The following is a 26,538-nucleotide window of genomic DNA, read 5'->3' as shown; positions in this document are numbered from 1 at the left end:
GGCGCGGGTGCGGGTGCGGGCGGGGCTGGGGGTGCGGGCGCGGGTGGGGTGTGCTCCCCGCAGGACGCCGACGCGCCGCGCCGCACGCTCCCCCAGCGGCAGGCCGACGCGCTCGCGCTGCTGGCGTCGCACATGCTCGGCTGCGGGTCGAGCGACCGGCCGATCGAGGGCGCGACCGTCGTGGTGCGGGTATCGCTCGACGATCTGCAGTCCGGTTCGGGGAGCGCCACGATCGACGGCATCGACCAGCCCGTCTCAATCGGGATGGTCCGCCGCATGGCGGCGTCGGGCGGCGTGATCCCGTGTGTGCTCGGCGGAGACAGCGAGATCCTCGACTGGGGCCGCCGCAAGCGCCTCTTCACCCCGGCGCAGCGGCTCGCCCTCGCCGAACGCGACGGCGGCTGCGCGATGTGCGGGCTGCCACCCGGCATGACGAAGGCCCATCACCTCAGATGGTGGGCGAGGGATGCCGGTCCCACCGATGTCGACAACGGCATCCTGCTCTGCGAGACCTGTCACCATCGCATCCACGACAACGGGTGGGAGATAGAGATCGAAGGCCGCGGAGTCGATGCCCGGGTGTGGTTCATCCCACCCGCCCACGTCGATCGTGACCGCACGCCCCGGTTGGGCGGCAGGGCGCGCTTCTCCTTCGTCGCGTAGCGGTCCCGCGCACCCGCGTGCCCGCGTTGCCGCACGCCCACGTTGCCGCACGCCCGCGTTGCCGCACGCCCGCACGCCCGCGTGGCCGCGCGCCCAGTTCCTGACCCCGCGCCCGGCCACCCAGCTCACGCCGCCGCGCGGCCGCACGCCAGCACCCATGTCCCCCGCCGGGTCTACCCTGACCCCATGGATGCGGCCGGCACCACCTCCGACCTGCGCATCGTCCCCGCCAACGAAGCGAGCTGGGACGACCTGCAGGCCATCCTCACCGGCGTCGCCGGGCAGTGCCAATGCCAGCGCCAACGCCTCGGCGACCGCGACTGGTGGTACATGCCCGTCACCGAACGCGCCGCCATCCTCCGCGAGGAGACCCACTGCGGCGACCCGCGCGCGACCGAGACGATCGGCATCGTCGCCTACCAGGGCGACGAACCCGTCGCGTGGTGCGCCGTCGACCGGCGCGGCGTCTACGGCCGCCTGCGCGGCTCCCCCGTCCCGTGGAAGGGCCGCAGCGAAGACAAAAACGACGACACGGTGTGGGCCATCGCCTGCATGATCGTCCGCAAGGGCCACCGTCACGCGGGCCTCACATACCCGCTCGTCGCCGCCGCCGTCGACCACGCCCGCGCACGCGGCGCCGCGGCGATCGAGGGCTATCCCCTCCTCACCCACGGCAGCCACGTCATCTGGGACGAGATGAATGTCGGTCCCCTCGGCCCCTTCCTCGCGGCCGGATTCCGCGAGGTCAGCCACCCCACCAAGCGCCGCGTCGTCATGCGCCTCGAGCTCTGACGCGGCGTTTCACCCGATTTGGGTGACGCCGCCTCCCCCACCCTGCAGAACGATGAAGTCGCCAGAGATCACCCTCGCCGATCTCACCGTTCCGAAGGGAATCGACACCTATGTCCGACACGCAGCGCACCGGGTGGGCCGGCTGGGCCGTCTTCGCCGGCATCGTCATGATCATCGCCGGCGCATTGAGCGCCCTCAACGGCCTCCAGGCCATCCTCGCCCCCGTCGACAAGTGGGCCATCTCCGCCGAGGCGGGAACGTTCCTCTTCGACGTCGAGGTCTGGGGCTGGTGGCACCTGATCCTCGGCCTCGCCATCGTCCTCATCGGCATCTTCGTGCTCCGAGGCGCCACGTTCGCCCGCGTCATCGCGGTCATCCTGGTCGCTCTCAACGCCATCAGCCAGCTCGCGTTCTTCAGCGTGCAGCCCTGGTGGTCGCTCATCGTCATCGCGCTCGACGTCATCGTCATCTACGCGCTGACGGTCCACGGTCGGGAGCTCAAGGAGAGCTGACCCACCGTCCCCACCACGTGAAGGGCGCCGTACCAAGCCAGGGGTACGGTGCCCTTCACTTTTGCGTGCGCGCGCGGACCTGCGGCATCCCACCCCCGAACCCCTCACGCCTGTCCGGTTTCCGCCGGCAGAGAATCTCTTGCGTTCAAGTCTTGAAACCGCTCCCACGATTTGGTTACAGTCCTGTAAGTAGGCGGCAGACCTGCCGCGCGACCCCTCGACGAAGAGAGGCTTTCCGCATGACCACCCCCACCCGCAGCCGCACCAGGACACGGCTCGCCGCCGTCGTCACCGGGGCGGCGCTCATCGCCGGAGCACTCGCCGCCGCCCCGGCCGCCGCCGCACCTCCGCGCGCGGTCGACCCGTTCGACCCCGACCTCGGACCCAACGTCACCGTCTACAGCCCCGACACCCCCGTCGACCAGATCGAGGCCGAGCTCGACGCCCTCGCCGACCAGCAGCGCAACGCCGAGATGAGCACGGTCCGCAAGGCGATCCTGTTCGAGCCCGGCCAGTACGGCACCGCCGAGAACCCCCTGCAGTTCGACGTCGGCTACTACACCGAGGTCGCCGGGCTCGGGGCATCCCCCACCGACGTCGACGTCAACGGATCGATCGAGGTCTACAACCGCTGCCTCGCCGACGGCGGCACCGGCAACTGCATCGCCCTCGTCAACTTCTGGCGCACCATCTCGAACCTCTCGCTGCAGGTCAACAGCCTCGGCGATGACGGATGCCGCGGCTCCGCCAACTTCTGGGCCGTCTCGCAGGCCGTCTCGATGCGCCGCCTCGACATCTCGGGCGCGAACCTGTCGCTCATGGACTACTGCACCGCCGGTCCGCAGTATGCCAGCGGCGGCTTCATCGCCGACTCGCGCCTGCCCTTCGTGATCAGCGGCTCGCAGCAGCAGTGGCTCACCCGCAACAGCGAGGTCGCCGGCTGGTCGAACGGCGTGTGGAACCAGGTCTTCGCCGGCGTCGTGGGCGCCCCCGACGACGCGGCCTTCCCGAACCCGCCGTACACGACGTTCGATGAGACGCCGCTCACGCGCGAGAAGCCGTACCTGTACATCGACGACGAGGGTCGCTACAACGTCCGCGTCCCCGAGGCGCAGACCGACACCCGCGGTGTCAGCTGGGCCGACGGCATGACGCCGGGGCGCAGCATCCCGATCACCGACTTCTTCATCGCGAAGCCCGGCGACTCGGTGAAGGACATCAACAACGCCCTCGCGCGCGGTCAGCACCTGCTGCTCACCCCCGGCGTGTACGACATCGCCCAGACGATCGACGTCAAGCGCGCCGACACCGTCGTGCTCGGCCTCGGCCACGCGACCCTCACGGCCGTGGGCGGTGCGGTTCCGCTCGAGGTGAAGGATGCCGCGGGCATCGTCATCGCCGGAGTCACCATCGACGCCGGCACCGAGCTCTCCCCCGTGCTGCTGCGCGTCGGCAAGGCGAACGGCGGCAAGAAGCTCGACCCGGCCAACCCGATCACGCTCAGCGACGTGTACTTCCGCGTCGGCGGCCCGCACATCGGAAAGACGACCACCGCGCTCGAGGTCAACGCCGACGACGTGCTCATCGACCACACGTGGGTGTGGCGCGGCGATCACGGCGTCGAGGGCTTCGACCCGACCGACGGCGTCAACGGCGACAACGAGCGCTGGGCGACCAACACCGGCACCAACGGCGTCATCGTCAACGGCGACGACGTCACCGCGACGGGCCTGTTCGTCGAGCACTTCCAGAAGTACAACACCCTCTGGAAGGGCGAGAACGGGCGCGTGATCCTGTACCAGAACGAGCTGCCGTACGACCCGCCGACGCAGGCCGACTGGACCCAGCCCGACGGCACGCTCGGCTACCCGGGCTACGTGGTCGACGCGAACGTCAAGACGCACAGCCTCGCGGGCGCAGGCGTCTACGTGTTCAACCAGAACAACCCGTCGATCATCACGGAGAAGGGCTTCTCGGTCCCCGAGACGCCGGGCGTGAAGCTGCACCACATCATGACGGTCAACCTCAGCGCCGGCACGATCCAGCACGTCGTGAACGGCGTCGGCGGCCAGGCCGACAACACCAACACCGGAACCCCGCAGTACATCGTGGACTACCCCACGCCGTAGAACCCCCCGAATCGGATGCCCCGTCCCGACGCGCCGCGAGCCGCCGGGGCGGGGCATCCGTCGCTCGCGCCCTCCCCACGACCATAGGATCGAGCGCATGTCCCTCGCCTCCGACCGAGACCGCACACGCCACCCCGGCGCGCGCGACCGGCCCCACGACCCGCTCGGCCGTCCCCGCGACCTCTCCAAGCCGCTGCCGGCGGCCCTCAGCTGGGCCGTGCTCCTCGCGTTCGCCGCGGCGTCCGCGATCGCCTACGTCGTCCTCGACCTGCCGTGGTGGCTCCCCGCCCTGTACGCCGTCACCAGCATCCTCGCCTTCGCCGCGTACGGGCTCGACAAGCGCGCCGCGCGGCGCAACGGGCAGCGCGTGTCCGAGCAGGCCCTCCTCACGCTGGGCCTCGTCGGAGGCTGGCCGGGCGCGCTCGTCGCCCAGCAGGTCTTCCGGCACAAGACGCGCAAGCGCACCTTCCGTCGCGCGTTCTGGCGCACCGTGGTCCTGAACGTCCTGCTCGTCGCAGCGTTCCTCACGCTCGCGACGCTGCGCGGGTGGGATCTCGAGCCGGCGTGGCTCACCGACCTGCCCGGTCAGTGGGCCCAGCTGCTGAAGCAGATCTAGCCGACCCCGCTCACCACAGCGGGTGGATGGCCGCCCGCAGGTCGCGGTCGTACACGCGCCGCACGACCTCGTCGAAGGTCTCCACGTCGAACCCACTCTCGAGCAGCGCCGCCGCATCCGCGTTCGCGGTGGCCTGACGCACGTTCCGCGCGCCCGGGATCACGCTCGTCACGCCGGGGCGCGAAGCGATCCACGCGAGCGTCGCAGCGGGCAGCGACACTCCCTCGGGCAGCGCAGCAGCGAGCTCGGCCGCAGCCTCGAGGCCCACGGCGTAGTCCACACCCGAGAACGTCTCGCCCCGGTCGAACGCCTCGCCCTGGCGGTTGTAGGTGCGGTGGTCGTTCTCGGCGAACGTGGTCGCCGCCGTGTACTTCCCCGACAGCAGCCCCGACGCCAGCGGCACGCGCGCGAAGATCGCGACGCCCGCCGCCTCGGCTGCGGGGAGCACCTCGTCGAGCGGCTTGAGCCGGAACGGGTTGAAGATGATCTGCACGTTCGTCACGTTCGGCCGCGCGATCGCGGCGAGCGCCTGCGCGGTCGTCTCGACCGAGACGCCGTACGCGGCGATCGTGCCGTCGTCGACGAGAGCATCCAGCGCCTCGTACGTCGCGTCGTCGTCGATCACGGCCGACGGCGGGCAGTGCAACTGCACGAGATCCAGCGTGTCGACCCCGAGGTTGGTGCGCGACCGGTCGGTCCACGCCCGGAAGTTCTCAGGCGTGTAGTTCGACGGCTCCTGCGGCATCCGCCGGCCCATCTTCGTCGCGACGACGATGCCGTGACCGGGCCGCCCGGCGAGGAAGCGGCCGATGATCGACTCGCTGCGCCCGTCGCCGTAGACGTCGGCGGTGTCGAACAGCGTCACGCCCTGGTCGGCGGATGCCGCGAGCACGGCCGTCGCGTCGTCCTCACTGACCGCGCCCCAGTCGGCGCCGAGCTGCCACGTTCCGAGGCCGACCGCCGAGACCTGGCGTCCGGTGCGGCCGAGGGGGCGCTTGTGCATGAGGATCCTTTCGACACGACGACGACCCGCGATCAGGGGCCGCCGCGATCCAGCATGCCAGTTCCCCGAGGGGTCACGGGTTGATGACGACCGGCGTCCCGTACGGCAGCGCGGCGAGCTTGCCGATCGCCTCGGGCCCCAGCCGGATGCATCCGTTCGAGATCGGCCCGGAGCGCTCGTCGTGATAGTGGAACGCCGTGATCGCGGCATCCGCTCCCCCGAACCCGTCGAGGGTGGGCGACTGCACCGACAGGTAGACGATCGGATGCCCGCGCGTGTACCAGTACTCCGGAACGACGGCTCGGTGCATGATGAACGCGCGGCCGAGCGGCGTGGGCGTGACGTCGGTCCCCCACCCGAAGTCGGTGGCGATAAGCTCGGCCGTGCCGCCGCGCACGATGTCGACGGTGCGCCCCGAGATGCTCACCTCGACCACGACGTCGGACGGCGCGAGCTGCACGTCCTGCACCCGCATCCACCCGCTGACCTGCGTCGGATCGCCCTTCGACGGCACGGCCTGACGCCCGGTGAGGAGCACCTTCACCCAGTGGTCCTGCTTCTCGACGACCGGCACGGTGGTGCCGTCGTACGTGTACTCACGGGGGAGGTAGGCGACCGGGCTCGCCGTCGGATCCGCCCACACCGGCGCCCCGGCTCCCGCCACGGCGACCGCCGTCTCGCCCACCGGCGTCGCGAACCGGTCGTCGTCGACCGGCAGGCCCGGGATGACCGCGAACACGTTGACCTGCGGCAGAGTGCCCACGTCGTACGTCGCGGTGTTCGCGGGGAACCCCGTCGGCGTCGGAGTCGGGGTGGGTGTCGGGGTCGGTGTCGGCGTGGGGGTGCTGGTCGCGGTGGGCGAGGGAGCGGATGCCGCGGGCCCGGCCTGCGGGCTCACGATCACGGCGACCGCGATCCCGGCCGCGGCGAGCGCCGCGACGCCGCCCACGATCCACGCCCGCCGGGCGCGCCTGCGGCGCATCGCCGGCGGCGACGCGGGCTCGGCGACGCCCGCGTCGGCGTCGGCGGTGTCACCCATCCCCGTCCGCGTGCCCTGCGATGGCGCATCCCCCATGCATCAATGGTCGACGCGGGCGACGGATGCCGCAACTCGGCGCCCCCTCACGGGCGACGACCCGCCGTCAGCCCTCGCGATGCCGCGCCGCGATCGCCTTCTCGCGCCCGAGCGCGACGACCGCGTCGGCGCCGACGAGCGCCACCGCGGTGAGCAGGTACACGAGCACATCGCGGCCGTCGAACACCGTGCCGAGCGCCAGGGTCGCCGGCGGGAACACCGCCCCGAGCGCGAGTGGGATGCCGGTGAGCTGGAACAGCTCGATGGCGACGCACCACAGCGCCGCGATCCCCCCGACGGTGAGCGGCTGCAGACGCGGCCCGACGATGACGACCGCGAGGTACACCGCTCCCGCGTACAGCGCGTCACCGACGATGTCGGTCGCCGCGGTGTCGGGGAGCAGCGCGTGGACGCCCACACCCGCGGCGATCACGATCACCAGGAGCGCGATCGCGATGGCACGGCGCGACGGGCGGCGCGAGGCGGGGGGAACCATGAGTCGATTCTTCCCGATCCCCGGCGGTCGCGAGCGCACTGCCCCGGAGACGGCGAAAGGGCCGGCCTTCCGGCCGACCCTTTCGCTTCTGTCGGGATGACAGGATTTGAACCTGCGACCCCTTGACCCCCAGTCAAGTGCGCTACCAAGCTGCGCCACATCCCGATGCCCGGACCTGCGCCCGGACAACTCCCCTATCCTACCCGCTCGCCGGACCGCTCGCGAACGCGACCACCGCCTCGCGCGTGTCGCACCCGCCGGGTAGCGTCGCCGCATGGCTCAGATCACCATCGAACCGGCCACGCCCGCGCGCTTCGACGATGCGCAGCATGCGCTCACCGGCGGCGGCGACGGACGCAGCTGCCAGTGCCAGTGGTGGACTCTCACGAACGCACGGTTCCAGGCGCTCTCGACCGAAGAGCGCGAGCAGCTCCTGCGCGACGAGATCGCGGCGGGGCCTCCCCCGGCGCTCATCGCCTACGTCGACGGCGAACCCGCCGGATGGGTGCGCGTCGGACCGCGCACCGCGCAGGTGCGCCTCTCCCGCACGAGGAACTACGCGTCGAGCACCGAAGAGCCGTGGGACGACGACGACGTCTGGGCGGTCAGCTGCTTCGTCGTGCGCAGAGAGCACCGCGGCGCCGGCCTCAACGCCCGCCTGCTCGCCGCGGCGGTCGACTTCGCGCGCGAGGGCGGCGCACGCGTGATCGAGGCGTACCCCGTCGACCCCGGCGCCGGGAGCCGCAAGTCGGCGAACGAGCTCTACCACGGCACGGTGTCGACGTTCGCGGCCGCCGGCTTCCGCGAGGTCGCACGGCCTCGCCCCGACGTCGCGGTCGTCTCTCTCGCCGTCCGCGCATGAGCCGTTCCGCGCATATTTCCCCCCGCGACGCCGCCATGCAGGGCCCGCGTGCGACGATGGTGGTCGCCGCGCATCCGAGGAGGACAATGCCGCAGCTTCTGGTGGGTTTCATCCCGTACATCGCCGTGTCGGCGGTGCACGTCCTCGCGCTCGCGCTCGGATCCCACGACGCGGCCGACTCCACCAAGCTGATGCTGATGCCGTTCCTCGCGCTCGCCGTCGTGTGGACAGCCAACCGCTCGTGGACGCCGGCGCACACCGTCCTCATGGTCGCCCTCGCCCTGTCGTGGATCGGCGACGGCGCCGGGCCCCTTCTCTCGTGGCTGCCGACCGTGCCGATGATGCTGCTGTTCTTCGGTCTCGCCCACCTCTGCTACCTGTGGCTGTTCTGGCGCGTGCTCCCGGTGCGCCGGGTGCCGTGGTGGGCGTCGATCTACCTCGTCTGGTACGCCGCCCTGCTGGTCGTTCTCTGGCCGAGCCTGGGCTCGCTGCTCGTGCCCGTTGCGCTGTACGGCATCATTCTCGGGGCGACGGCCGTCGGAGCAGCCCGCTGTCACCCGCTCATCGCGTGGGGCGGCGCCTTCTTCCTCGCGTCAGACTCGGTGCTCGCATTCCGGCTCTTCACGCCCGACGCGCTGCCCGACTGGTCGAGCCCGCTCGTGATGGCGACGTACTGCCTCGCACAGGGACTCATCTCGGCCGGCGTCGTCGTCTCGGCTCGCCCTCGCACGGCCGGTCGCGACGACGCCGCGGCGAGCGAGGCGAGAGCAGCACGATGACGGATGCCTCGGCCCGCGTCGATGCGTGGCTGTGGGCGGTCCGGGTGTACAAGACGCGGTCCGCCGCCACGACGGCATGCCGCGCGGGGCATGTGCGGGTCAACGGCGAGCGGGTGAAGGCCGCGCAGCCCGTGAAGCCGGGAGACGAACTGCGCGTGCGCATCAGCGGCTTCGACCGCATCCTCGTCGTCAAGCAGCCGATCTCGAAGCGCGTGGGCGCCGCGGTGGCCGCCGAGGCCGTCGACGACCGCACGCCTCCTCCACCGCCGCGCGAGCTGACGGCGTTCGTCCCGGTGCGCGATCGCGGCGCTGGGCGTCCGACCAAGCGCGAGCGCCGCGACATCGACCGTCTCCGCGGCCGCGACTGACCGGGCGAACCCCTCAGTCCGCGCCCTCCGCGGCGTCGAAGAGGTCGAGCAGCCACCGCGTGCCATGCACGCGGGCACCGGCATCCGTCGCCCTCGCGCTCAGCTCGCGATCGCTCGTGACGACCGACACGGCCCGTCCGCCGGCCACAAGTCGCCTCACCTGGGCGACGATCTCGTCGTCACCGGATGCCGCGGCCCGCACCACCTCGATGCCGGCGGCGTCTCCTGCGGCCCGCGCCTGCCCCTCGAGCACGACCACCCACTCGGGGAACCACACGTCCTCCTCGAGGTCCAGCGCGGTCGCGGGAACGCCGGTGCGCGAGAAGTCGTGGATCCGGCCGATCACGCGGCTGGTCGCCCCCGCACGGTCGCGCCACCACCCGTCGGGCACCGAGCCGACGACGTTCGCGGCGTCGACGAGGACGGCCGGACGCACCGCGAGGAGGGCGCGCAGTCGGTCCCATGACGACGCGAATCCGGGGTGGAGCGGATGCCTCGCCACCTCCTCCACAGGCACCCAGGCCAATTCCCGGCTTTCGGGGTCGCTGATGGTCGGCTCGAACGGCACGACCACGTCTCCGATGAGCGTCGTGTACGTCCAGTAGCCGAGGTCGAGCACCGAGAGGAGGCGCGGCCGGATCGCGGCATCCGGGACCCCCGCCTCTTCGGCTGCCTCACGCAGCGCGCCGTCGCACGCGGACTCGCCCTCATGCCGCGCCCCGCCGGGGAGCGCCCACGTGTCCCCGAAGTGGCTCCAGGACACGCGGTGCTGGAGCAGGACGCCGCGTTCGGCGTCGAGGGCGAGCAGCCCGGCGGCACCGAATCGGCCCCAGTAGCGCTCGCCCGTCGGAGCGATCACCCAGGCGTCGCCGGAGTCGCGCGGGCCGGACGGGCGCCGGGGCTCACCGGGGGCCGGAGGTTCGATCGTCACCCTGCCACCCTTCCACAGGTGTGCGCAGACGGCCCCGGGCGCGACAGTCCGTGACGTAGCGTCGGGACCCGACCGACGAGGGTCGCACACGAGAGGACACCATGCACATCCACGGCACCGTCTATGCCAACCCCGCCTTCCACACCGAGGCGGCCTACGAGTTCCGGATGATGCGCAGCCGACGCGTCCTCTGGCCGTTCCTCGGCTTCGGGGCCTTCCTGCTGAGCACGTTCTGGGCGTACCTCTACGCGCCGCCGTGGATCGAGGCGGTGACGAGCACCGTGCGCGAGGCGATCTTCATGCTCGCGCTCGTCCCGCTGGTCACCGCCGGGATCGGCGTCGCCACGCACGTGCTCGGCGTCCGGCCGTCTGCGAGGCGCTGGCGGGGTCTGCTCGCCGACGGGAGCATCGTGCGCGACGCGCGTGAGCACCCGGAGGTGCTCGCGCGGTTCGGACCTCGCGCCGATCCGCGCGAGGTCTGGGCTGCGCTGGCAGCCGCCGGCGCTCCTGCCGCCGCCGCTACCGCTGCCGCCGCTCCCGCACCCGCATGTTGATCACGATCGGCGTGCCCTCGAAGCCGTACAGCTCGCGCAGGCGACGCTGCACGAACCGCCGGTAGCCGGGGTCGAGGAATCCGGTCGTGAACAGCACGAAGGTCGGCGGACGCGTGGAGGCCTGCGTGCCGAAGAGGATGCGGGGCTGCTTGCCGCCGCGCACCGGGTGGGGGTGCTCGTTGACGAGCTCCGACAGGAACGCGTTGAACTTGCCCGTCGGGATGCGCTGATCCCACGACTCGAGCGCGGTCTCCAGCGCCGGGACGAGCTTGTCGAGGTGACGACCGGTCCGCGCGGAGATGTTCACGCGCGGCGCCCACGCGACATGCGCGAGGTCCTGCTCGATCTCGCGCTCGAGGTAGCGGCGGCGCTCGATGTCCTCGTACTCGGGCGTGTTGAGGAGGTCCCACTTGTTGTACGCGAGCACGAGCGCACGGCCCGACTCGAGCACCAGGTCGATGATGCGGACGTCCTGCTCGCTGATCGGCTCGCTCACGTCGAGCACGACCACCGCGACCTCGGCCTTCTCGAGAGCGGCCGACGTGCGCAGCGACGCGTAGAAGTCGGCGCCCTGCTGCAGATGCACACGACGACGGATGCCGGCGGTGTCGACGAAGCGCCACAGCTTGCCGCCGACCTCGACGACCTCGTCGACAGGGTCGCGCGTGGTGCCCGCGAGGTCGTTCACGACGACCCGCTCCTCGCCCGCCGCCTTGTTCAGCAGCGACGACTTGCCGACGTTCGGCCGGCCGAGGATCGCGACGCGGCGCGGGCCGCCGATCTCGTGCTTGGCGACGGCCGAGACCTCGGGGAGCACCTTCATGATCTCGTCGAGCAGATCGGCCACACCGCGGCCGTGGATCGCCGACACGGGGTACGGCTCGCCGAGTCCGAGGTTCCACAGCGCGGCGGCCTCCGGCTCCTGCCGGGAGTCGTCGATCTTGTTGGCGACGAGGAAGACGGGCTTGCCGCTCCTGCGCAGCAGCTTCACGACGTGCTCGTCGGTCGACGTGGCGCCGACCATCGCGTCGACCACGAACAGCACGACGTCGCACAGGTCGATCGCGACCTCGGCCTGCGCCGCGACGGAGCGGTCGATGCCCTTCGCGTCGGGCTCCCACCCGCCGGTGTCGACGAGCGAGAACCGGCGGTCCATCCACTCGGCCTTGTAGGTCACGCGGTCGCGGGTGACGCCGGGCGTGTCCTCGACGACGGCCTCGCGGCGCCCGAGGATGCGGTTCACGAGCGCGGACTTGCCGACGTTCGGGCGGCCCACGATCGCGACGACCGGCAGCGCCGGGAGGTACTCGATGCCGTCCTCGCCGAGGGCGAGACCCTCGAGCAGCGCGGCATCGTCCTCGTCGAGCTCGTAGTCCTCGAGGCCGGCGCGCAGCGCGGCGGCCCGCTGTTCGGCGAGCTCCTCGTCGAGGTCGGCGAGGTTCTCGGCGAGGTGGTCCTCGCCGCCCTCGTACTCTTCGGCGCCCTGGGCGTCAGAAGCCTCGCGGGCGTCGGAGGCCCCGCTGTTGTCAGATGCCCCGCGGCTGTCAGATGACATCGGGCGCTCCCGTCTGTGCAGGCACGTTCGTGCGGATGACCTGGATCACGGCGTCCACGGTCTGGTCGAAATCGAGGTGCGTCGAGTCGACCACCTCGACGCCCGGAGCGGCGGTGAGGAAGTCGACGACGGCAGAGTCCGACGCGTCGCGTCGGTGGAGGGCCGCGGCGACGGCCGCGGCATCCTGCGAGGTCAGCTCGGCGCTGCGGCGCGCGGCCCGCACCTCCGGGGCGGCGGTCAGCAGGATGCGCACCGGCGCGTCCGGCGCGACGACCGTGGTGATGTCGCGTCCTTCGACGACGACGCCGGCGCGACCCGAGGCCGCGACGAGGGTCCGGAAGAGCGCGTTCACCGACTGGCGCACCGCCGGCACGCGCGCGACGCCGCTGACGGCCTCGGACACGCGGGGGTCGCGGATCGCATCGGTCACGTCGACCTGACCCACGCGCACCCAGCGCTCGTCGGGATCGAGCGAGATCGCGTAGTCGAAGTCACCCATCACGTCGACGACCGAGGTCGAGTCCGACGTGTCGGTCCCGCGGTCGAGCGCGAGCCAGGCGAGCGCACGGTAGGCGGCGCCCGTGTCGAGGAAGCCGAAGCCGAGACGGCGGGCGACCTGCTGCGACACGCTGGACTTGCCGCTCCCGGCGGGACCGTCGATCGCGACGATCACGGTCTCGGATGCCGGCTCGGGCGCGACCGGGGTCGCCGGCGCGACCGCGTGGGGCGAGGGGTCAGTCATTGGTGGTGCTCGCAATCTTCCAGCCGCGGGACTCGAGGCCCTCCACGGCACGTCGTACGGCGCCGGGGACGACGCTGATCTCGGCCAGTCCGAACTGCGCGCCCGGCGAGTGCTCGAGGCGCAGGTCCTCGACGTTCACCTCGAGCTCGCCGAGCTCGCCGAAGAGGCGGCCGAGCTGTCCGGGGGTGTCGTCGACCATGACGACGACCTGCTCGAAGCGGCGGTTCTGACCGTGCTTGCCGGGGAGTCTCTCGACGCCCTCGTTGCCGCGGCGGATCGTGTCGGCGACGGTGCGGCGCGCGCCCGGCGCGTCGGGGCTGCGCAGCGCGTCGGCGACCGACGTCAGGTCGGCGGCGAGCGCGTCGAGCACGTCGACGACGGGCGCCGCGTTCGCACCGAGGATCTGCACCCACAGCTCGGGAGCGGATGCCGCGATGCGGGTCGTATCACGCACGCCCTGGCCCGCGAGACCGAGCGAGCCCTCGGGCGCGTCCACGAAGCGCCCCGCGAGCAGGCTGGCGACGAGCTGCGGCACGTGCGACACGAGGGCGACCGACCGGTCGTGGTCCTCGGGGCTCATCTCGATGGGCATGGCGCCGAGGTCGAGCGCGAGTCCCTCGACGAGCGCCAAGTCGGCGGCCGTGGTCTCGCCATCGCGGCAGACGACCCACGGCCGGCCGATGAAGATGTCGGCGCGGGCCGAGATCGCTCCCCCGCGCTCGCGTCCGGCGAGCGGATGCGAGCCGATGTAGTGCGTGAGGTCGACGCCGCGCTCGCGCAGGGTACGCAGCGGCTCGAGCTTGACGCTCGCGACATCGGTCACCACGGCGCCGGGGTAGCGCGTGAGCTCGCGCTCGATGACGTCGGCGACGACGTCCGGCGGGACGGCGACGACGATCAGCGAGGGCTCGTCCGTCTCGCCGGCGCGGCGCCCCGCGCCGTAGTCGACGGCCAGGCGCAGCTGCGCGGGCGACGTGTCGTCGAGCGCGACGTCGATGCCGAGCGCGGTGAGGGCGTGGCCGATGCTGGAGCCCAGGAGGCCGGCGCCGACGACGCGCACCGTGCCCCGCACGCGGGGAACGCGCGGGCGCGCAGACAGCGGCGTGGGATCGGTCACTCGTTCTCCTGGTGGCTCCGCGAATCGGAGGTGTCGCGGGACTGGGGGGCTTCGCCCGCCGCGCGACGCGCGAGAGTCAGCAGAGCGCCCCGCTCCACCTTAGTCAACTCGCGTGCGCGCCCGGCTGGCAGCGTTCCCAGGTGGAGCGGCCCGAACTGGCGTCGTACGAGCTCGACGACCGGATGCCCCACCTCGGCCATCATGCGGCGCACGATGCGATTGCGCCCCGAGTGCAGGGTCAGCTCGACGAGGGAGCCGCCGCCTTCGGCCGAGCTCGACAGCAGCCGCGCCTTGTCTGCGGCGATCGGGCCGTCCTCGAGGTCCACCCCTCGCGTGAGGCGCTGGATCACCTGGGGCGTCACGCGGCCCTCGACCTTCGCGATGTACACCTTGGTGACACCGAACGACGGATGGGCGAGCACGTGGGCCAGCTCGCCGTCGTTGGTCAGTACGAGAAGGCCGCTGGTCTCGGCATCCAGTCGCCCGACGTTGTAGAGCCGCTCGTCCCAGTCCTTCGTGAACCTGCGCAGATCGGGCCGGCCGCGGTCGTCCTTCATGGAGCTCACGACGCCGGTCGGCTTGTTGAGCATGACGTAGCGCTTGGACTGATCCAGCTGCACCGCTGTGCCGTCGACGTCGACGAGGTCGTTCTCGGGGTCGATGCGCGACCCCAGCTCGGTGACGACCGTGCCGTTCACCCGCACGCGGCCGGCCACGATGAGCTCCTCGGCCACGCGGCGCGAGGCGACGCCGGCGCCCGCCAGCACCTTCTGCAGGCGCACGCCCTCCGGAGCGGCGAAGGGATCTCGGTCGCTCATCGGCGGGCCTCCTCGTCGAATCCGTCCGCGCCGTCGTCGAGCAGCGGCGAGATGTGGGGCAGCTCGTCCAGCGAGTTGATGCCCAGGTTGACCAGCAGTGCCTCGGTGGTCCCGTAGTTGATCGCCCCGGTCTCGGCATCCGTGAACACCTCGGTGATGAGTCCGCGCGACAGCAGCGTGCGCACGACCGAGTCGACGTTCACGGCGCGGATCGAGGCGACCTGTCCGCGCGTGACCGGCTGCTTGTAGGCGATGACCGCGAGCGTCTCGAGCGCCGCCTGAGAGAGCCGCGACGGCGCCTGCGCGTTGACGAACTCGCTCACGAGGTCGTCGTGCTCCTCGCGCACGTACAGCCGCCATCCGCCGCCGACCTCGCGCAGCTCGAAGCCGCGCACCGGGCCGCCGGTCTCGCCGTCGTAGTCGGCGACCAGCCCCTCGATCGCCTGGCGCACCGCCGGCACGGGCGAGCCGACCGCGGCGGCCAGGCTCACCAGGCTCTGCGGCTCCTCCACCACGAGCAGGATCGCCTCGAGGCGTCGCGCGACGTCGGCCGCGGTCGCCGGCGCTGCCTGCGGGATCGTCTCATCGGTCATAGTCGGCTCCCAGTGTTGCGAGGTTCTCGTCGGACCAGCGCTCGGCGCTCCATCGCAGCGTCAGCTCGCCGAGCGGCTCGACCTGCTCGAACGAGAGGGCGGCATGACGGTAGAGCTCCAGCACCGACAGGAAGCGGGCGACGACCACGCCGGGCTGGTTCACGCCCGCCACCAGCTCGCGGAAGCTGAGGCTCCCCGCGTTGCGCAGCAGCGTGACGACGACGGCCGCCTGCTCGCGGATGCTGATGAGCGGCGCGTGCAGGTGGTCGAGCCCGACGTGCGGGATCTCCTTCGGCGTCATCGCCAGCAGGGCGAGGGCGGCGAAGTCCTCGACGTTGAGGGTCCACACCAGTTCCGGCACGGCCGTGCGGTACTTCTCGTCGAGGCGCACCGAGCGCGTGTGCCGTCGGTCCTCGCGCTGCAGGCACCGCTCGAACCACGCCGAGACTTCTTTGAACGCCCGGTACTGCAGCAGCCGCGCGAAGAGCAGGTCGCGCGCCTCGAGCAGCGCGACCGACTCGGAGTCGACGAGCTCGCCCTGCGGCAGCAGCCCGGCGACCTTCATGTCGAGCAGGGTGGCCGCGACGACCAGGAACTCGGACGCCTCGTCCAGCTCCTCATCGGGACCGAGCTCTCGCAGATACGCGATGAACTCGTTGGTGACCAGCGACAGCGACACCTCGGTGATGTCGAGCTCGTGCTTGGAGATCAGGGTCAGGAGCAGGTCGAACGGCCCGTCGAACACGCCGAGCGACACGCGGAAACCCTCACCGGTCGCCGGCTCGGCGACGGTATCGTCGGGCTGCTGCGAAGCGGGGGCCTCGTCAGGCGACGGCGCCACGGGCGACCAGCTCCCGCGCCAGCCGCAGGTAGGCCTGGGCGGCGGCGTGCTCGGGCGCGAACTCGGTGATCGGCATGCCCGACACCGACGCGTCGGGGAACTTCACCGTGCGACCGATCACGGTCTCGAGCACGTCGTCGCCGAACGCGTCGACGACCCGCTCGAGCACCTCGCGCGAGTGCAGCGTGCGCGCGTCGTACATCGTCGCCAGCACGCCGTCGAGCGTGATGGTGGGGTTGAGGCGGTCGCGGACCTTGTCGATGGTCTCGATCAGCATCGCGACGCCGCGCAGCGCGAAGAACTCGCACTCGAGCGGGATGATGACGCCGTGGCTCGCCGTGAGGGCGTTGACCGTCAGCAGACCGAGCGACGGCTGGCAGTCGATGAGGATCACGTCGTAATCGGGCGCGACCTTGCGCAGGGCGCGGGCGAGCGTCTGCTCGCGGGCGACCTCGTTGACGAGGTGCACCTCCGCCGCCGAGAGGTCGATGTTGCCGGGGATCACATCGAGGTTCTCGACGCGCGAGCGCACGATGACGTCGTGCGGGTCGCGCTTGCCGTCGAGCAGCAGGTCGTAGATGGTCGGGATCTCGTGGGTCTGGATGCCGAGCCCGGCCGAGAGCGCCCCCTGCGGGTCGAAGTCGACCGCGAGCACCTTGCGCCCGTAGCCGGCGAGCGCGGCGGCGAGATTGATGGTCGTCGTCGTCTTGCCGACGCCGCCCTTCTGGTTGCACAGCGCGATGATGCGCGCGGGCCCGTGGCCGTCGAGCTTCGGCGGGGTCGGGAAGCCGTGATACGGACGCCCGGTGGGACCGATCGGGGTCTCGTTCGCTGAGGCCTTCGTCGCGCCCCGTTTGCTGCCCGCCACAGACTCTCCTGACTTTCCCATGCCGTGCACCGATTCTAGTCACGGCGCGGCCTCCCGCCCGGGACCGATCAGCGGGCGCGCGGGTGCGAGGTGGCGTAGACGTCCCTGAGCGCGTCCACCGAGACGTACGTGTAGATCTGGGTCGTCGCCACGGACGCGTGCCCCAGCAGCTCCTGGACCACCCGCACGTCGGCACCGCCCTGCAGCAGATGGGTGGCGAACGAGTGCCGCAGCGTGTGCGGCGACACGTGCGCCGTGAGCTGCGCGCGCTCGGCGGCGGAGTGGATCACGAGCCACGCGCTCTGTCGCGAGAGCGGCGCCCCGCGCGCCCCGAGGAACAGCCGCGGCGTCGCCCGGCCCCGCCGGGAGAGCTCCGGCCGCGCCCGTGTGACGTACGCGTCGACCGCCGCCCGCGCATACGACCCGACGGGCACGATGCGCTCCTTGGATCCCTTGCCCCGCACGCGCAGCACGTCGCCGTGCGCGAGGTCGTCGACATCGAGCTGCACGATCTCCGACACCCGCGCCCCGGTGGCGTACAGCAGCTCGAGCAGGGCGCGATCACGCAGACCCACCAGGTCTCCCGGGGCAGCGCCGGGCGCGGCATCCGTCCCCGCGGCCGGCGCAGGACCCGCCGCGTCGAGCAGGGCCTCGACCTGATCGATCGTGAGCGCCTTCGGGAGCCGGCGCGGCTGCTTCGGAGGCCGGAGCCGCGCGGACGGGTCGGCCTCTTCCACGCCCTCGCGGGCGAGGAAGCGGTGCAGCCCCCGCACCGATGACTGGAGCCGGGCGAGGGAGGATGCCGCGACCGGCGGCTGCGCGGACGCCCGCTCCGCCGCGAACTCGGCCACGATCTCGGGGGTCACCGCCGAAGAGTCGTCGATGCCGCGGTCGCCGAGCCACTGCACGTAGCCCGCGAGGTCGCGCCGGTACGCGGCGACGGTGTTGTCGGAGAGACCGCGCTCGATCGAGATGTGCCGCAGGTACGCGTCCACCGCCCGTTCGAGCCGCATGTCAGCGCCCTGCGCCCTCCGCGGCCCCTGCCGACGCCGCGCGTCGCAGCTGCTCCGCTGCCGCCAGCACGCCGATCGTGAGGATGCCGTTGCGCAGGCGCCCCGCGAGCACGCCGTCGACCGCATCCTCCAGCGCGACCCACTCGAGCGCGATGTCGGCCTCCTCGTCCTCGCGCGCGTGCGCGGAGCCGACCGGCGTCAGCCCCCGGGCGAGGAACAGGTGGATGACCTCGTCGTTGCCGCCGGGCGTCGTGAACGTGGTCACGAGCGGCTCCCACGACGACGCCGTGAGGTCGGCCTCCTCGATCAGCTCGCGCTGCGCCGTCTCGAGAGGGGTCTCCCCCGCGATGTCGAGCAGGCCCGCCGGGATCTCCCAGTCGCGGTGGCGGATCGGATGACGGTACTGCTGGATGAGCAGCACGCGGCCCTCGTCGTCGATCGCGACGACCGCAGCGGCGCCCGGATGGTCGACGTACTGCCGCACGATCTCGCCGCCGTTGTAGGCGACGGTGTCGCTGCGCACGTCCCACACGCGCCCCTCGTACACGAGCTCGCTGCGCGTGACCTCGAACGTGGCGGGCTCGTCGGCCAGCGGCATCCGCTCAGTCATTCTCGACGTCGAACAGCTCGCTCGCACGGTGCCGCTCGAGGGCCGCGCCGACGAGGCCGCGGAACAGCGGGTTGGCGTCGGTCGGACGCGAGCGCAGCTCGGGGTGGGCCTGGGTGGCGATGTAGTACGGGTGCACGTCGCGCGGCAGCTCGACGTACTCGACGAGGTCGAGGTCGGGGTTGAGGCCCGAGAACACGAGACCCGCCGCCGCGATCTGTTCGCGGTACCGGTTGTTCACCTCGTAGCGGTGACGGTGGCGCTCGGACGCGGTCGTCGACCCGTAGACCTCCGCGGCGATCGATCCCTCGGCGAGGTGCGCCGGGTACAGGCCGAGCCGCATCGTGCCGCCCATGTCGCCGGCCTCGAGGATGTCGACCTGCTCCTCCATCGTCGCGATGACGGGATGCTCGGTGTCGGGGTCGAACTCGCTCGACGAGGCGTCCTCGATGCCGGCGACGTGACGGGCGTACTCGATCACGATGCACTGCAGGCCCAGGCAGATGCCGAGCGTCGGGATGCCCTGCTCGCGCGCGAACTTGAGCGCGCCGATCTTGCCCTCGATGCCGCGGATGCCGAAACCGCCGGGGATCACGATGCCGTCGAGCGGCCCGAGCGCCTTCTCGGCACCCTCCGGCGTCTCGCACTCGTCGGACGGGATCCAGCGGATGTTGACGTGCGTCTCCTGCGCGAACCCGCCCGCCTTGAGCGCCTCGGTGACCGACAGGTACGCGTCGGGAAGGTCGATGTACTTGCCGACGAGGCCGATGGTGACCTCGTGCTTCGGGTTGTGGACCGCGTTGAGGACCCGCTGCCAGCGCGACCAGTCGACGTCGGTCGCCGTGGCGAGGCCGAGCGCGCGCACGATGTACTCGTCGAGCCCCTGCTCGTTGAGCATCGAGGGGATGTCGTAGATCGACGGCACGTCGACGGCATTCACGACGGCGCCCTCGTCGACGTCGCACATGAGGGCGATCTTGCGCTTGTTCGACTCGGTCACCGGCCGGTCGCTGCGCAGCACGAGCGCGTCGGGCTGGATGCCGATGCTGCGCAGCGCCGCGACGGAGTGCTGCGTCGGCTTCGTCTTCTGCTCGCCCGAGGCGCCCATGAACGGCACGAGCGACACGTGCACGAAGAAGACGTTGTTGCGGCCGAGCTCATGACGGATCTGACGCGCCGACTCGATGAACGGCTGCGACTCGATGTCGCCGACGGTGCCGCCGATCTCGGTGATGATGACGTCGGGCCGCGGCTCCTCAGTCGCCTGCAGGCGCATGCGGCGCTTGATCTCGTCGGTGATGTGCGGGATGACCTGCACGGTGTCGCCGAGGTACTCGCCGCGACGCTCCTTGGCGATGACCTGCGAGTAGATCTGGCCCGTGGTGACATTGGCGGCCTGGCTCAGCTCGATGTCGAGGAAGCGCTCGTAATGGCCGATGTCGAGGTCGGTCTCGGCGCCGTCGTCGGTGACGAAGACCTCGCCGTGCTGGAACGGGTTCATCGTCCCGGGGTCGACGTTCAGGTACGGGTCGAGCTTCTGCATGACGACGCGCAGTCCGCGCGCGGTGAGCAGGTTGCCGAGGCTCGCGGCGGTGAGTCCCTTGCCCAACGAGGAAACGACACCACCGGTCACGAAGATGTGCTTGGTGGTGTCGTTCGAAGTGCCGCCGTGGGAAGAATCAGAAGTCTGCATCACGGGCTTTTATCCTATCTCACGTCGGTGGCAGCAAGCTGTGGAAACGCGCGGGCGTTCCGGCAGTCGCCCGCTCGGGCGCTCTCGGCACGCGATCATGCGACCTCGGCGCGCAGGCCCAGGAGTTCGCGCGCGTGTGTGAGCGCCGCGTCGGAGTCGGGCATCCCCGACAGCAGGCGTGCCATCTCGGCCTCGCGGTCGGCGCCGTCGAGCCGCCGGACGTCGGACGCCGTCACCGAGCCGTCGACCGCCTTCACCACGGTCAGGTGGTTGGTCGCGAACGCCGCGACCTGCGCGAGGTGGGTGACGGCGATCACCTGCGACGACTGGGCGAGCCGCGCGAGCCGGCGGCCGACCTCGATCGCCGCGGCGCCGCCGATGCCGGCGTCGACCTCGTCGAAGACGAACGTCGGCACGGGGTCGACGCCCGCGATCACGACTTCGATCGCGAGCATGACGCGGCTGAGCTCGCCGCCGGACGCGCCGCGCGACACCGAACGGGGCTCGGCGCCGGGGTGCGGTGCGAGCAGGATCGCCACGTCGTCGCGGCCGGCCGCCGACTCGGAGCCCGGCGACACCGACACCTCGAGCCGCGCGTCGGGCATCGCGAGCGCGCGCAGCTCGGCGGTCACCGCGGCCCCCAGCCGCGCGGCCGCCTCGGTGCGTGCCGCGGTGAGGGCCGCGGCTGCGGCGTCGAGAGCGGATGCCGCATCCTCCCGCTCCGTGGTGAGACGGTCGACCCGGTCGGTGTCGTCGTCGAGCTCGGCCAGGCGCGCCGAGCCGGTGTCGAGCAGGGCGATCGCGGCGTCGAGCGTGCCGTGGGCGCGGACGAGCGCGGACAGCACGGCGCGGCGCTCCTCGACGGCGGCGAGCTCGTGCGGGCCGGTCTCGTCGAGGTCGGCGAGGTAGCCCGCGAGCGCGGCGGCGAGGTCGGCCGTGCGATAGCCGAGGTCGGCGACCTGGGCGCCGAGGTCTTCCAGCACCGGGTCGTGGGCCCGCTCGAGCGCCCGTCGCGCGTCCGCGAGCAGGGACGAGGCATCGGGCTGTTCGCCGTCACCCGACAGGGCGTCGTGCGCCGTCGCCGCCGCGATGCGCAGCTCCTCGGCGTTGGCGAGGCGCTCGGCGCGCGTCGCGAGGTCGGCGTCCTCGCCGGGGTGCGGCGCCGCCTGCTCGATGTCGGCGAGCTGCGCGCGCAGGTCGTCGGCCTCACGCGCTCGCGCGTCGCGCTCGGTCGTGAGCGACGTCAGCTCGCGGTCGACGGCCCGCCACCGCTCGTACACGTCGCGATACGCTGCGGCCGCCGCCTGCACGGGAGCGCCGCCGAACCGGTCGAGCGCATCGCGCTGGGCCACCGCGCTGCGCAGCCGCAACTGGTCGGACTGGCCGTGCACGACGACGAGCTCGTCGGCGAGGTCGGCGAGCACGCCGGCCGGCGCCGATCTGCCGCCCACCGAGGCGCGTCCGCGGCCCTCGCTCGAGATGGAGCGGCCGACGAACAGCTCGGCCCGGCCGTCGCCGAGCGGCTCGACATCGCCGCCGGCCTCGCGCACACGCTCGGCGACGGGCCCCGCCTCGGGCACGATCCACACGCCGTCGACCGTGGCCTGCGTGGCGCCGGCGCGCACCGCGCCGGAGTCGGCGCGCTGGCCGAGGAGCAGGCCGAGCCCCGTCACCACCATCGTCTTGCCTGCACCGGTCTCACCGGTGATCGCCGTGAAGCCGGGACCGATCGGCAGCGTCGCCTCGGCGATGACACCGAGGTCGCGCAGGCGCATCTCCTCGATCACGGTGTGGGCCCCGTGATCGAGGCCGGCCCTCGCCAGCCCTCGACGGGGAGGCGGAACTTGCGCACGAGCCGGTCGGTGAAGGATGCGGGATGCAGGCGCGCGAGGCGCACCGGCTTGTCGGAGCGCCGCACCACGACGCGCGCGCCCGGCGGCAGGTCGTGCGAGCGGCGTCCGTCGCACCACAGGATGCCGACGCCGTTCGTGCGCTCGAGCACCTCGATCGCGACGGCGTGCTCGGGGCCGACGACGAGCGGCTTGGCGAAGAGCGCATGCGCCGACAGCGGCACCACCGAGATCGCCTCGACCGTCGGCCAGATGACCGGCCCGCCCGCCGAGAAATTGTACGCCGTCGAGCCGGTGGGCGTCGAGACGACCACGCCGTCGCACCCGAACGTCGACAGCGGCCGGCCGTCGACCTCGATGACGACCTCGAGCATCCGCTCGCGGCTCGCCTTCTCGACCGTGGCCTCGTTGAGCGCCCACGTCTCGTAGATGACGGAGTCGCCGGAGTCCTTCACCCGGACGTGCAGGGCGAGGCGGTCCTCGACGTCGTAGTCGCGCTCGATCGCGCGGCGCACGGCGTCGTCCATGTCGTCGCGCTCGATCTCGGCGAGGAACCCGACGTGCCCCATGTTGATGCCGAGCACGGGCGCCGTGCCGTCGCGCACGAGCTCGGCCGCGCGCAGGATCGTGCCGTCGCCGCCGAGGACGATCGCCAGCTCGACGTCGCGCACCGGCACGTCGTCGCCCAGCACGCTCACCTCGGCGAAGGAGGGGCGCACCGCCGCGAGCTCGGCTCGGTCGTCGGCTGCCAGCACCGGACGGGCACCCGCGGCGCGCAGCGCGCTCACGACGCGTTCCGCGGCGAACACGGTGTCTTCGCGATGGGCGTGGGCGACGACGAGGATGCTGCGCTCGGCGCGTGCGTCGGTGGTGGTCATCGGCTCCCCGCCAGTCGGTTCACGGTGCTCGACCATTCTGTCGGATTGGCGCCGCGGCCCGGCGTGAGGTGCGCGATGTACTCGGAATTCCCGTGCGTCCCGACGATCGGGGAGGAGATGAGGCCGTTCGTGCCGAGCCCGGCGTCCCACGCGGCCCACAGCACTCCGGCGACCGCGTCGGCACGCAGCGTCGGGTTGGTCACGAGACCTCCCTTGACGGCCGTGCGTCCGACCTCGAACTGCGGCTTGATCAGCAGAACGAGGTCGGCACCTTCGGCGGCGACGTCGCGCGCCGCCGGCAGCACATGCGAGAGCGAGATGAACGAGAGGTCGCCCGTGACGACCGACGGCGCCGTGGCGATGCCGCTCTGCTCCGCGAGAGCCTCCGCCGTCATGTGCCGCACGTTGAACCCCTCGATCGAGATCACGCCCGGATCGGCGGCGACCGTCGGCGCGAGCTGACCGTGGCCGACGTCGACCGCGATGACGGGCTCGGCGCCGCGCTCGCGCAGCACCTGGGTGAAGCCGCCGGTCGACGCCCCCATGTCGAGGGCCACCCTGCCCGCCACGTCGACGCCGAACGCGTCGAGTCCGGCGATGAGCTTGTGGGCGGCACGGCTGACGTAGTGATCGGATGCCGCGACCTCGAGCCGCGTGTCGTCCGAGACGGGCGTGGACACCTTGACGACGGTGCGGCCGTCGACCGACACGAGACCGTCGGCGATCAGCGTCGCGGCATGCGTGCGGGATCGCGCGAGCCCTCGCGCCGCCAGGGCGGCATCGAGTCGCGTCGTCATGACGCGGATGCGCCGCCCGGAGCGGCCTCGAGCCGACGGGCGAGGGTGTCGTGCAGCGCGTCGTACGCCTCGGCGCGGGTCGCCAGCGGCTGCGCCTCGATCACCTCGAGCGTCGACAGCAGGTCACCGGGATCGTCATCGCGCTCGTCGGGATGGGCCATGACCCCAGGATACGGCGAACCTCTCCCACGGGCCGCGGGGCTCACGGCCGGTGGAACGGATCCGCGTACAGCTCTTCGGGCACGCGGAAGCCGAAGATCGCGCGGCCGGTGCTCCAGATCGCCGCGGCGCCCGCGCGGAGCAGGTCGACCGGACGCTCCCCCGTCGACACGATCCGCACGTCGGGGCCGTCGATCGCGACCGTCGCCCCGCGCACCGTGGCCGCGCCGTCCTTGACCCGCACCTCGGGGTACGGCTCGTGGAGCTCCCGCAGGTCGCCGAGGATGAAGGTCGGCTGCGACCCGGCGGGGGCGGCGAGGACGTGCTTGGGCCGATCGATGCCCGTGAGCACGAGTGCGGAGGCGATGCCGGCGCGATTGGCTCCGAGGATGTCGGTGTCGAGGCGGTCGCCGAGGAAGAGCGGATGCCGCGCCCCGAACCGGGCGACGGCTTCCTCGAAGATCGGGACCTCGGGCTTGCCGGCGACCGTCGCCAGGCGGCCGATCGCGGTGTGGACGGCGGACACGAGCGTGCCGTTGCCCGGAGCGACGCCGCGGGCCTGCGGGATCGTCCAGTCGGTGTTGGTGGCGATCCAGGGGATGCCGCCCTCCTCCTCTGGGACCTTGAGCGCGAAGGCGGCTTCGGCGAGCTGTGTCCAGCCGACCTCCGGCGCGAAGCCCTGGACGACGGCCGCAGGCGCGTCTTCGGCGCTGCGGGTCATCACGAAGCCGGCCTTCTCCACCTCGTCGACGAGTCCGTCCCCGCCGACGACGAGCACCGTCGATCCCGGCGCGATGCGCTCGGCGAGCAGGCGCATCGCCGCCTGCGGGCTCGTCACGACCTCGTCTGCCGCGGTGGGAAGGCCCAGCTCGGACAGGTGGGCCGCGACAGAGGCATCCGTCCGCGACGCGTTGTTGGTGATGTACGCGAGCCTGCGGCCGTCACGCGCGCTGTTGAGACTGTCGACAGCGTGCGGCAGAGCCCCCGCTCCGGCGTAGACGACGCCGTCGAGATCGGCGAGCACCACGTCCACGCCGTCGAGTGGGCTCGCGGTGGCGGGCCGGCGACCGAACAGCGGCATCAGCGGTCGGCGCCTTCGGGGGTCTCCCCCGTCTCGTCGTCGCCGTCGACGCCCGCTTCCGCCAGGATCTCGGCGACCTCGTCCTCGACCGACGGCGGGGCGTCGGTGGGTTCGGGCTCGTCGGGGTCCGCGTCGGCTTCGTCGGGCGCGTCGTCTTCGGCGACGTCGTGAGCGGATGCCGTGTCCTCGGGCTCACCCTCGTCGAGGGACTCCTCGACCACCTCGTCGACGAAGACGGTCTCAAGATCGCCGGCGCCGGTCGCGGCGTCGATGGCGTCGGCGGCGACCAGCGCTCGCTGGTGCCAGCGCTCCGCTTCGTCGTCGCGTCCGAGCTCCTCGAGCACCGCGGCGCGGGCGGCGAAGAGCGCGGGGCTCCACTCGAACGCACGGTCGGGGTCGAGCTCCGGGATGTCGAGCTCGGACAGGGCGCGCTCCGTCTCGCCGAGGTCGAGGCGGGCACCCGACATGGCGATCGCCAGCTCCACGCGCACATCGATCGGGAGCGTCGAGCGGTCCACGCTGCGACCGAGCTCGAGGGCGCGGTCGGGCCGGCCGACGCCGCGCTCGCTGTCGACCATGAGCGCGATCTGGTCGTCCTTGCCCGAGATGCGGCGGTAGGTGCGAAGCTCGCGCAGCGCCAGGGCGTAGTCGCCGGTCGCGTAGGCGGTGATCGCCAGGGTCTCGCGGACGATGGCGATCCGGCCGGCGCGACGCGACGCGGAGAGTGCGTGCTGGTGCGCGAGGACGGGATCCTCGTCGATCAGCTGCGAGGCCATCGCGAGGTGACGCGCGACCTGCTCGGCGTTCTCCTTGCTGAGCGTCTTCAGCTCGTTGCGCGCGCTGGGGTGCAGGTCGTGGGGGGTGATGGCCTCGGGGATGATCGGGTCGTCGTGCCGGGCACGGACGGCGCGGTTCTCTTCGGGACGCTGCGCGGTGTTCGGACGATCGGCACCACCCCTCGAAGGGCGAGCTCCGCGGTCGGAGCCGTACGGCTTGCGGTCACCGTCGCGCTTCTCGTACGGCTTGCGGTCACCGTATGGCTTCCGGTCACCGTAGGGCTGGCGGTCGCCATCGCGCTTCTCGTACGGCTTGCGGTCACCATCGCGCTTCTCATACGGCTTCCGGTCACCGTCACGCTTCTCATAC

General features: G+C 72.0%; 28 protein-coding genes, 1 tRNA gene and 1 pseudogene. 9 read left to right on the top strand and 21 right to left on the bottom strand.

What is annotated here, in order from left to right; translation table 11 throughout:
- From OB08_RS16570 to OB08_RS16550, 5 genes are all read left to right on the top strand, one after another.
- On the top strand, positions 1 to 663 hold a 663-nt coding region (locus tag OB08_RS16570), incomplete at its 5' end, for a DUF222 domain-containing protein (protein WP_461476689.1).
- 186 nt (positions 664 to 849) lie between these two features.
- On the top strand, positions 850 to 1,455 hold the full coding sequence (locus OB08_RS16565) for a GNAT family N-acetyltransferase (protein WP_461476687.1): 606 nt from the start codon (positions 850 to 852) through the stop codon (positions 1,453 to 1,455).
- Positions 1,456 to 1,565: 110 nt separating this feature from the next.
- Positions 1,566 to 1,967 carry a DUF7144 family membrane protein gene (locus tag OB08_RS16560; protein ID WP_461476685.1) on the top strand — a complete coding sequence of 134 codons (402 nt, stop codon included), beginning with the start codon at positions 1,566 to 1,568 and terminating at the stop codon, positions 1,965 to 1,967.
- Positions 1,968 to 2,206: 239 nt separating this feature from the next.
- The gene (locus tag OB08_RS16555; RefSeq protein ID WP_461476684.1) at positions 2,207 to 4,096 is read left to right on the top strand and encodes an adenylyl cyclase; all 1,890 of its coding nucleotides are present in this window, start codon (positions 2,207 to 2,209) and stop codon (positions 4,094 to 4,096) included.
- A gap of 97 nt (positions 4,097 to 4,193) precedes the next feature.
- Complete coding sequence (locus tag OB08_RS16550; RefSeq protein ID WP_461476682.1) at positions 4,194 to 4,712, top strand: DUF1294 domain-containing protein; 519 nt, start codon at positions 4,194 to 4,196, stop codon at positions 4,710 to 4,712.
- Positions 4,713 to 4,722: 10 nt separating this feature from the next.
- On the opposite strand, the gene OB08_RS16545 is transcribed toward OB08_RS16550, so the two are convergent.
- The 4 genes from OB08_RS16545 to OB08_RS16530 form a co-directional block, all read right to left on the bottom strand.
- Positions 4,723 to 5,715: an aldo/keto reductase gene (locus OB08_RS16545; RefSeq protein ID WP_461476680.1), complete on the bottom strand. Its 993-nt coding sequence runs from the start codon at positions 5,713 to 5,715 to the stop codon at positions 4,723 to 4,725.
- A 73-nt stretch (positions 5,716 to 5,788) separates the two neighbouring features.
- Positions 5,789 to 6,790 carry a L,D-transpeptidase gene (locus tag OB08_RS16540; protein WP_461476678.1) on the bottom strand — a complete coding sequence of 334 codons (1,002 nt, stop codon included), beginning with the start codon at positions 6,788 to 6,790 and terminating at the stop codon, positions 5,789 to 5,791.
- Between the two features lie 67 nt (positions 6,791 to 6,857).
- The gene (locus OB08_RS16535) at positions 6,858 to 7,286 is read right to left on the bottom strand and encodes a ribosomal maturation YjgA family protein (RefSeq protein ID WP_461476676.1); all 429 of its coding nucleotides are present in this window, start codon (positions 7,284 to 7,286) and stop codon (positions 6,858 to 6,860) included.
- A gap of 91 nt (positions 7,287 to 7,377) precedes the next feature.
- Positions 7,378 to 7,451 (bottom strand) — tRNA-Pro (locus OB08_RS16530).
- 109 nt (positions 7,452 to 7,560) lie between these two features.
- Here OB08_RS16530 and OB08_RS16525 point away from each other — a divergent pair.
- From OB08_RS16525 to OB08_RS16515, 3 genes are all read left to right on the top strand, one after another.
- Positions 7,561 to 8,148, top strand: coding sequence for a GNAT family N-acetyltransferase (locus tag OB08_RS16525; protein WP_461476674.1), 588 nt, complete (start codon positions 7,561 to 7,563; stop codon positions 8,146 to 8,148).
- A gap of 86 nt (positions 8,149 to 8,234) precedes the next feature.
- Complete coding sequence (locus OB08_RS16520; RefSeq protein ID WP_461476672.1) at positions 8,235 to 8,927, top strand: lysoplasmalogenase; 693 nt, start codon at positions 8,235 to 8,237, stop codon at positions 8,925 to 8,927.
- Positions 8,924 to 9,295, top strand: coding sequence for an RNA-binding S4 domain-containing protein (locus OB08_RS16515; protein ID WP_461476670.1), 372 nt, complete (start codon positions 8,924 to 8,926; stop codon positions 9,293 to 9,295). Before OB08_RS16520 ends, OB08_RS16515 begins: the two co-directional genes overlap by 4 nt.
- 13 nt (positions 9,296 to 9,308) lie before the next feature.
- Here OB08_RS16515 and OB08_RS16510 read toward each other — a convergent pair whose 3' ends face one another.
- The gene (locus OB08_RS16510) at positions 9,309 to 10,226 is read right to left on the bottom strand and encodes an NUDIX domain-containing protein (protein ID WP_461476668.1); all 918 of its coding nucleotides are present in this window, start codon (positions 10,224 to 10,226) and stop codon (positions 9,309 to 9,311) included.
- Positions 10,227 to 10,327: 101 nt separating this feature from the next.
- Here OB08_RS16510 and OB08_RS16505 point away from each other — a divergent pair, with 101 nt between their 5' ends.
- The gene (locus tag OB08_RS16505; RefSeq protein ID WP_461476666.1) at positions 10,328 to 10,780 is read left to right on the top strand and encodes a hypothetical protein; all 453 of its coding nucleotides are present in this window, start codon (positions 10,328 to 10,330) and stop codon (positions 10,778 to 10,780) included.
- On the opposite strand, the gene der is transcribed toward OB08_RS16505, so the two are convergent.
- From der to OB08_RS16425, 16 genes and pseudogenes are all read right to left on the bottom strand, one after another.
- Positions 10,746 to 12,335 (bottom strand): ribosome biogenesis GTPase Der, encoded by a 1,590-nt coding sequence (gene der, locus OB08_RS16500; RefSeq protein ID WP_461476664.1) that lies wholly within the window; start codon positions 12,333 to 12,335, stop codon positions 10,746 to 10,748. The two genes, OB08_RS16505 and der, sit on opposite strands and share 35 nt — an antisense overlap.
- On the bottom strand, positions 12,325 to 13,077 hold the full coding sequence (cmk, locus tag OB08_RS16495) for a (d)CMP kinase (RefSeq protein ID WP_461476662.1): 753 nt from the start codon (positions 13,075 to 13,077) through the stop codon (positions 12,325 to 12,327). The genes der and cmk overlap by 11 nt, the downstream gene beginning before the upstream one ends.
- Positions 13,070 to 14,194 (bottom strand): prephenate dehydrogenase, encoded by a 1,125-nt coding sequence (locus OB08_RS16490; protein WP_461476660.1) that lies wholly within the window; start codon positions 14,192 to 14,194, stop codon positions 13,070 to 13,072. Before OB08_RS16490 ends, cmk begins: the two co-directional genes overlap by 8 nt.
- Positions 14,191 to 15,012, bottom strand: coding sequence for a pseudouridine synthase (locus OB08_RS16485; RefSeq protein ID WP_461476658.1), 822 nt, complete (start codon positions 15,010 to 15,012; stop codon positions 14,191 to 14,193). The genes OB08_RS16490 and OB08_RS16485 overlap by 4 nt, the downstream gene beginning before the upstream one ends.
- On the bottom strand, positions 15,009 to 15,605 hold the full coding sequence (gene scpB / locus OB08_RS16480) for an SMC-Scp complex subunit ScpB (RefSeq protein ID WP_461476656.1): 597 nt from the start codon (positions 15,603 to 15,605) through the stop codon (positions 15,009 to 15,011). The genes OB08_RS16485 and scpB overlap by 4 nt, the downstream gene beginning before the upstream one ends.
- The gene (locus tag OB08_RS16475; protein ID WP_461476654.1) at positions 15,595 to 16,446 is read right to left on the bottom strand and encodes a segregation and condensation protein A; all 852 of its coding nucleotides are present in this window, start codon (positions 16,444 to 16,446) and stop codon (positions 15,595 to 15,597) included. The genes scpB and OB08_RS16475 overlap by 11 nt, the downstream gene beginning before the upstream one ends.
- Entirely contained in the window at positions 16,430 to 17,335 is a 906-nt protein-coding gene (locus OB08_RS16470; protein ID WP_461476652.1) for a ParA family protein, read from the bottom strand. The genes OB08_RS16475 and OB08_RS16470 overlap by 17 nt, the downstream gene beginning before the upstream one ends.
- A gap of 47 nt (positions 17,336 to 17,382) precedes the next feature.
- On the bottom strand, positions 17,383 to 18,327 hold the full coding sequence (xerD, locus tag OB08_RS16465) for a site-specific tyrosine recombinase XerD (protein WP_461476650.1): 945 nt from the start codon (positions 18,325 to 18,327) through the stop codon (positions 17,383 to 17,385).
- A 1-nt stretch (position 18,328) separates the two neighbouring features.
- Positions 18,329 to 18,937 carry an NUDIX domain-containing protein gene (locus OB08_RS16460; RefSeq protein WP_461476648.1) on the bottom strand — a complete coding sequence of 203 codons (609 nt, stop codon included), beginning with the start codon at positions 18,935 to 18,937 and terminating at the stop codon, positions 18,329 to 18,331.
- Positions 18,930 to 20,627: a CTP synthase gene (locus OB08_RS16455; RefSeq protein WP_461476691.1), complete on the bottom strand. Its 1,698-nt coding sequence runs from the start codon at positions 20,625 to 20,627 to the stop codon at positions 18,930 to 18,932. Before OB08_RS16455 ends, OB08_RS16460 begins: the two co-directional genes overlap by 8 nt.
- Before the next feature lie 95 nt (positions 20,628 to 20,722).
- Positions 20,723 to 22,414 (bottom strand): DNA repair protein RecN, encoded by a 1,692-nt coding sequence (gene recN, locus OB08_RS16450; RefSeq protein ID WP_461476646.1) that lies wholly within the window; start codon positions 22,412 to 22,414, stop codon positions 20,723 to 20,725.
- Positions 22,411 to 23,355 carry an NAD kinase gene (locus OB08_RS16445; RefSeq protein ID WP_461476644.1) on the bottom strand — a complete coding sequence of 315 codons (945 nt, stop codon included), beginning with the start codon at positions 23,353 to 23,355 and terminating at the stop codon, positions 22,411 to 22,413. The genes recN and OB08_RS16445 overlap by 4 nt, the downstream gene beginning before the upstream one ends.
- A complete protein-coding gene (locus OB08_RS16440) occupies positions 23,352 to 24,152 on the bottom strand; it encodes a TlyA family RNA methyltransferase (RefSeq protein WP_461476642.1) in 801 nt (266 codons plus the stop codon). Before OB08_RS16440 ends, OB08_RS16445 begins: the two co-directional genes overlap by 4 nt.
- Entirely contained in the window at positions 24,149 to 24,313 is a 165-nt protein-coding gene (locus OB08_RS16435; protein WP_461476640.1) for a hypothetical protein, read from the bottom strand. Before OB08_RS16435 ends, OB08_RS16440 begins: the two co-directional genes overlap by 4 nt.
- A 41-nt stretch (positions 24,314 to 24,354) precedes the next feature.
- Entirely contained in the window at positions 24,355 to 25,392 is a 1,038-nt protein-coding gene (locus tag OB08_RS16430; RefSeq protein WP_461476638.1) for an HAD-IIA family hydrolase, read from the bottom strand.
- Positions 25,392 to 26,538 (bottom strand): annotated as a pseudogene (locus OB08_RS16425) (primosomal protein); the annotation flags it as partial. The gene OB08_RS16430 and the pseudogene OB08_RS16425, both read right to left, overlap by 1 nt.

This window comes from Microbacterium sp. HJ5 (assembly GCF_054824025.1).
This window is presented reverse-complemented; position numbering and strand designations above follow the sequence as displayed.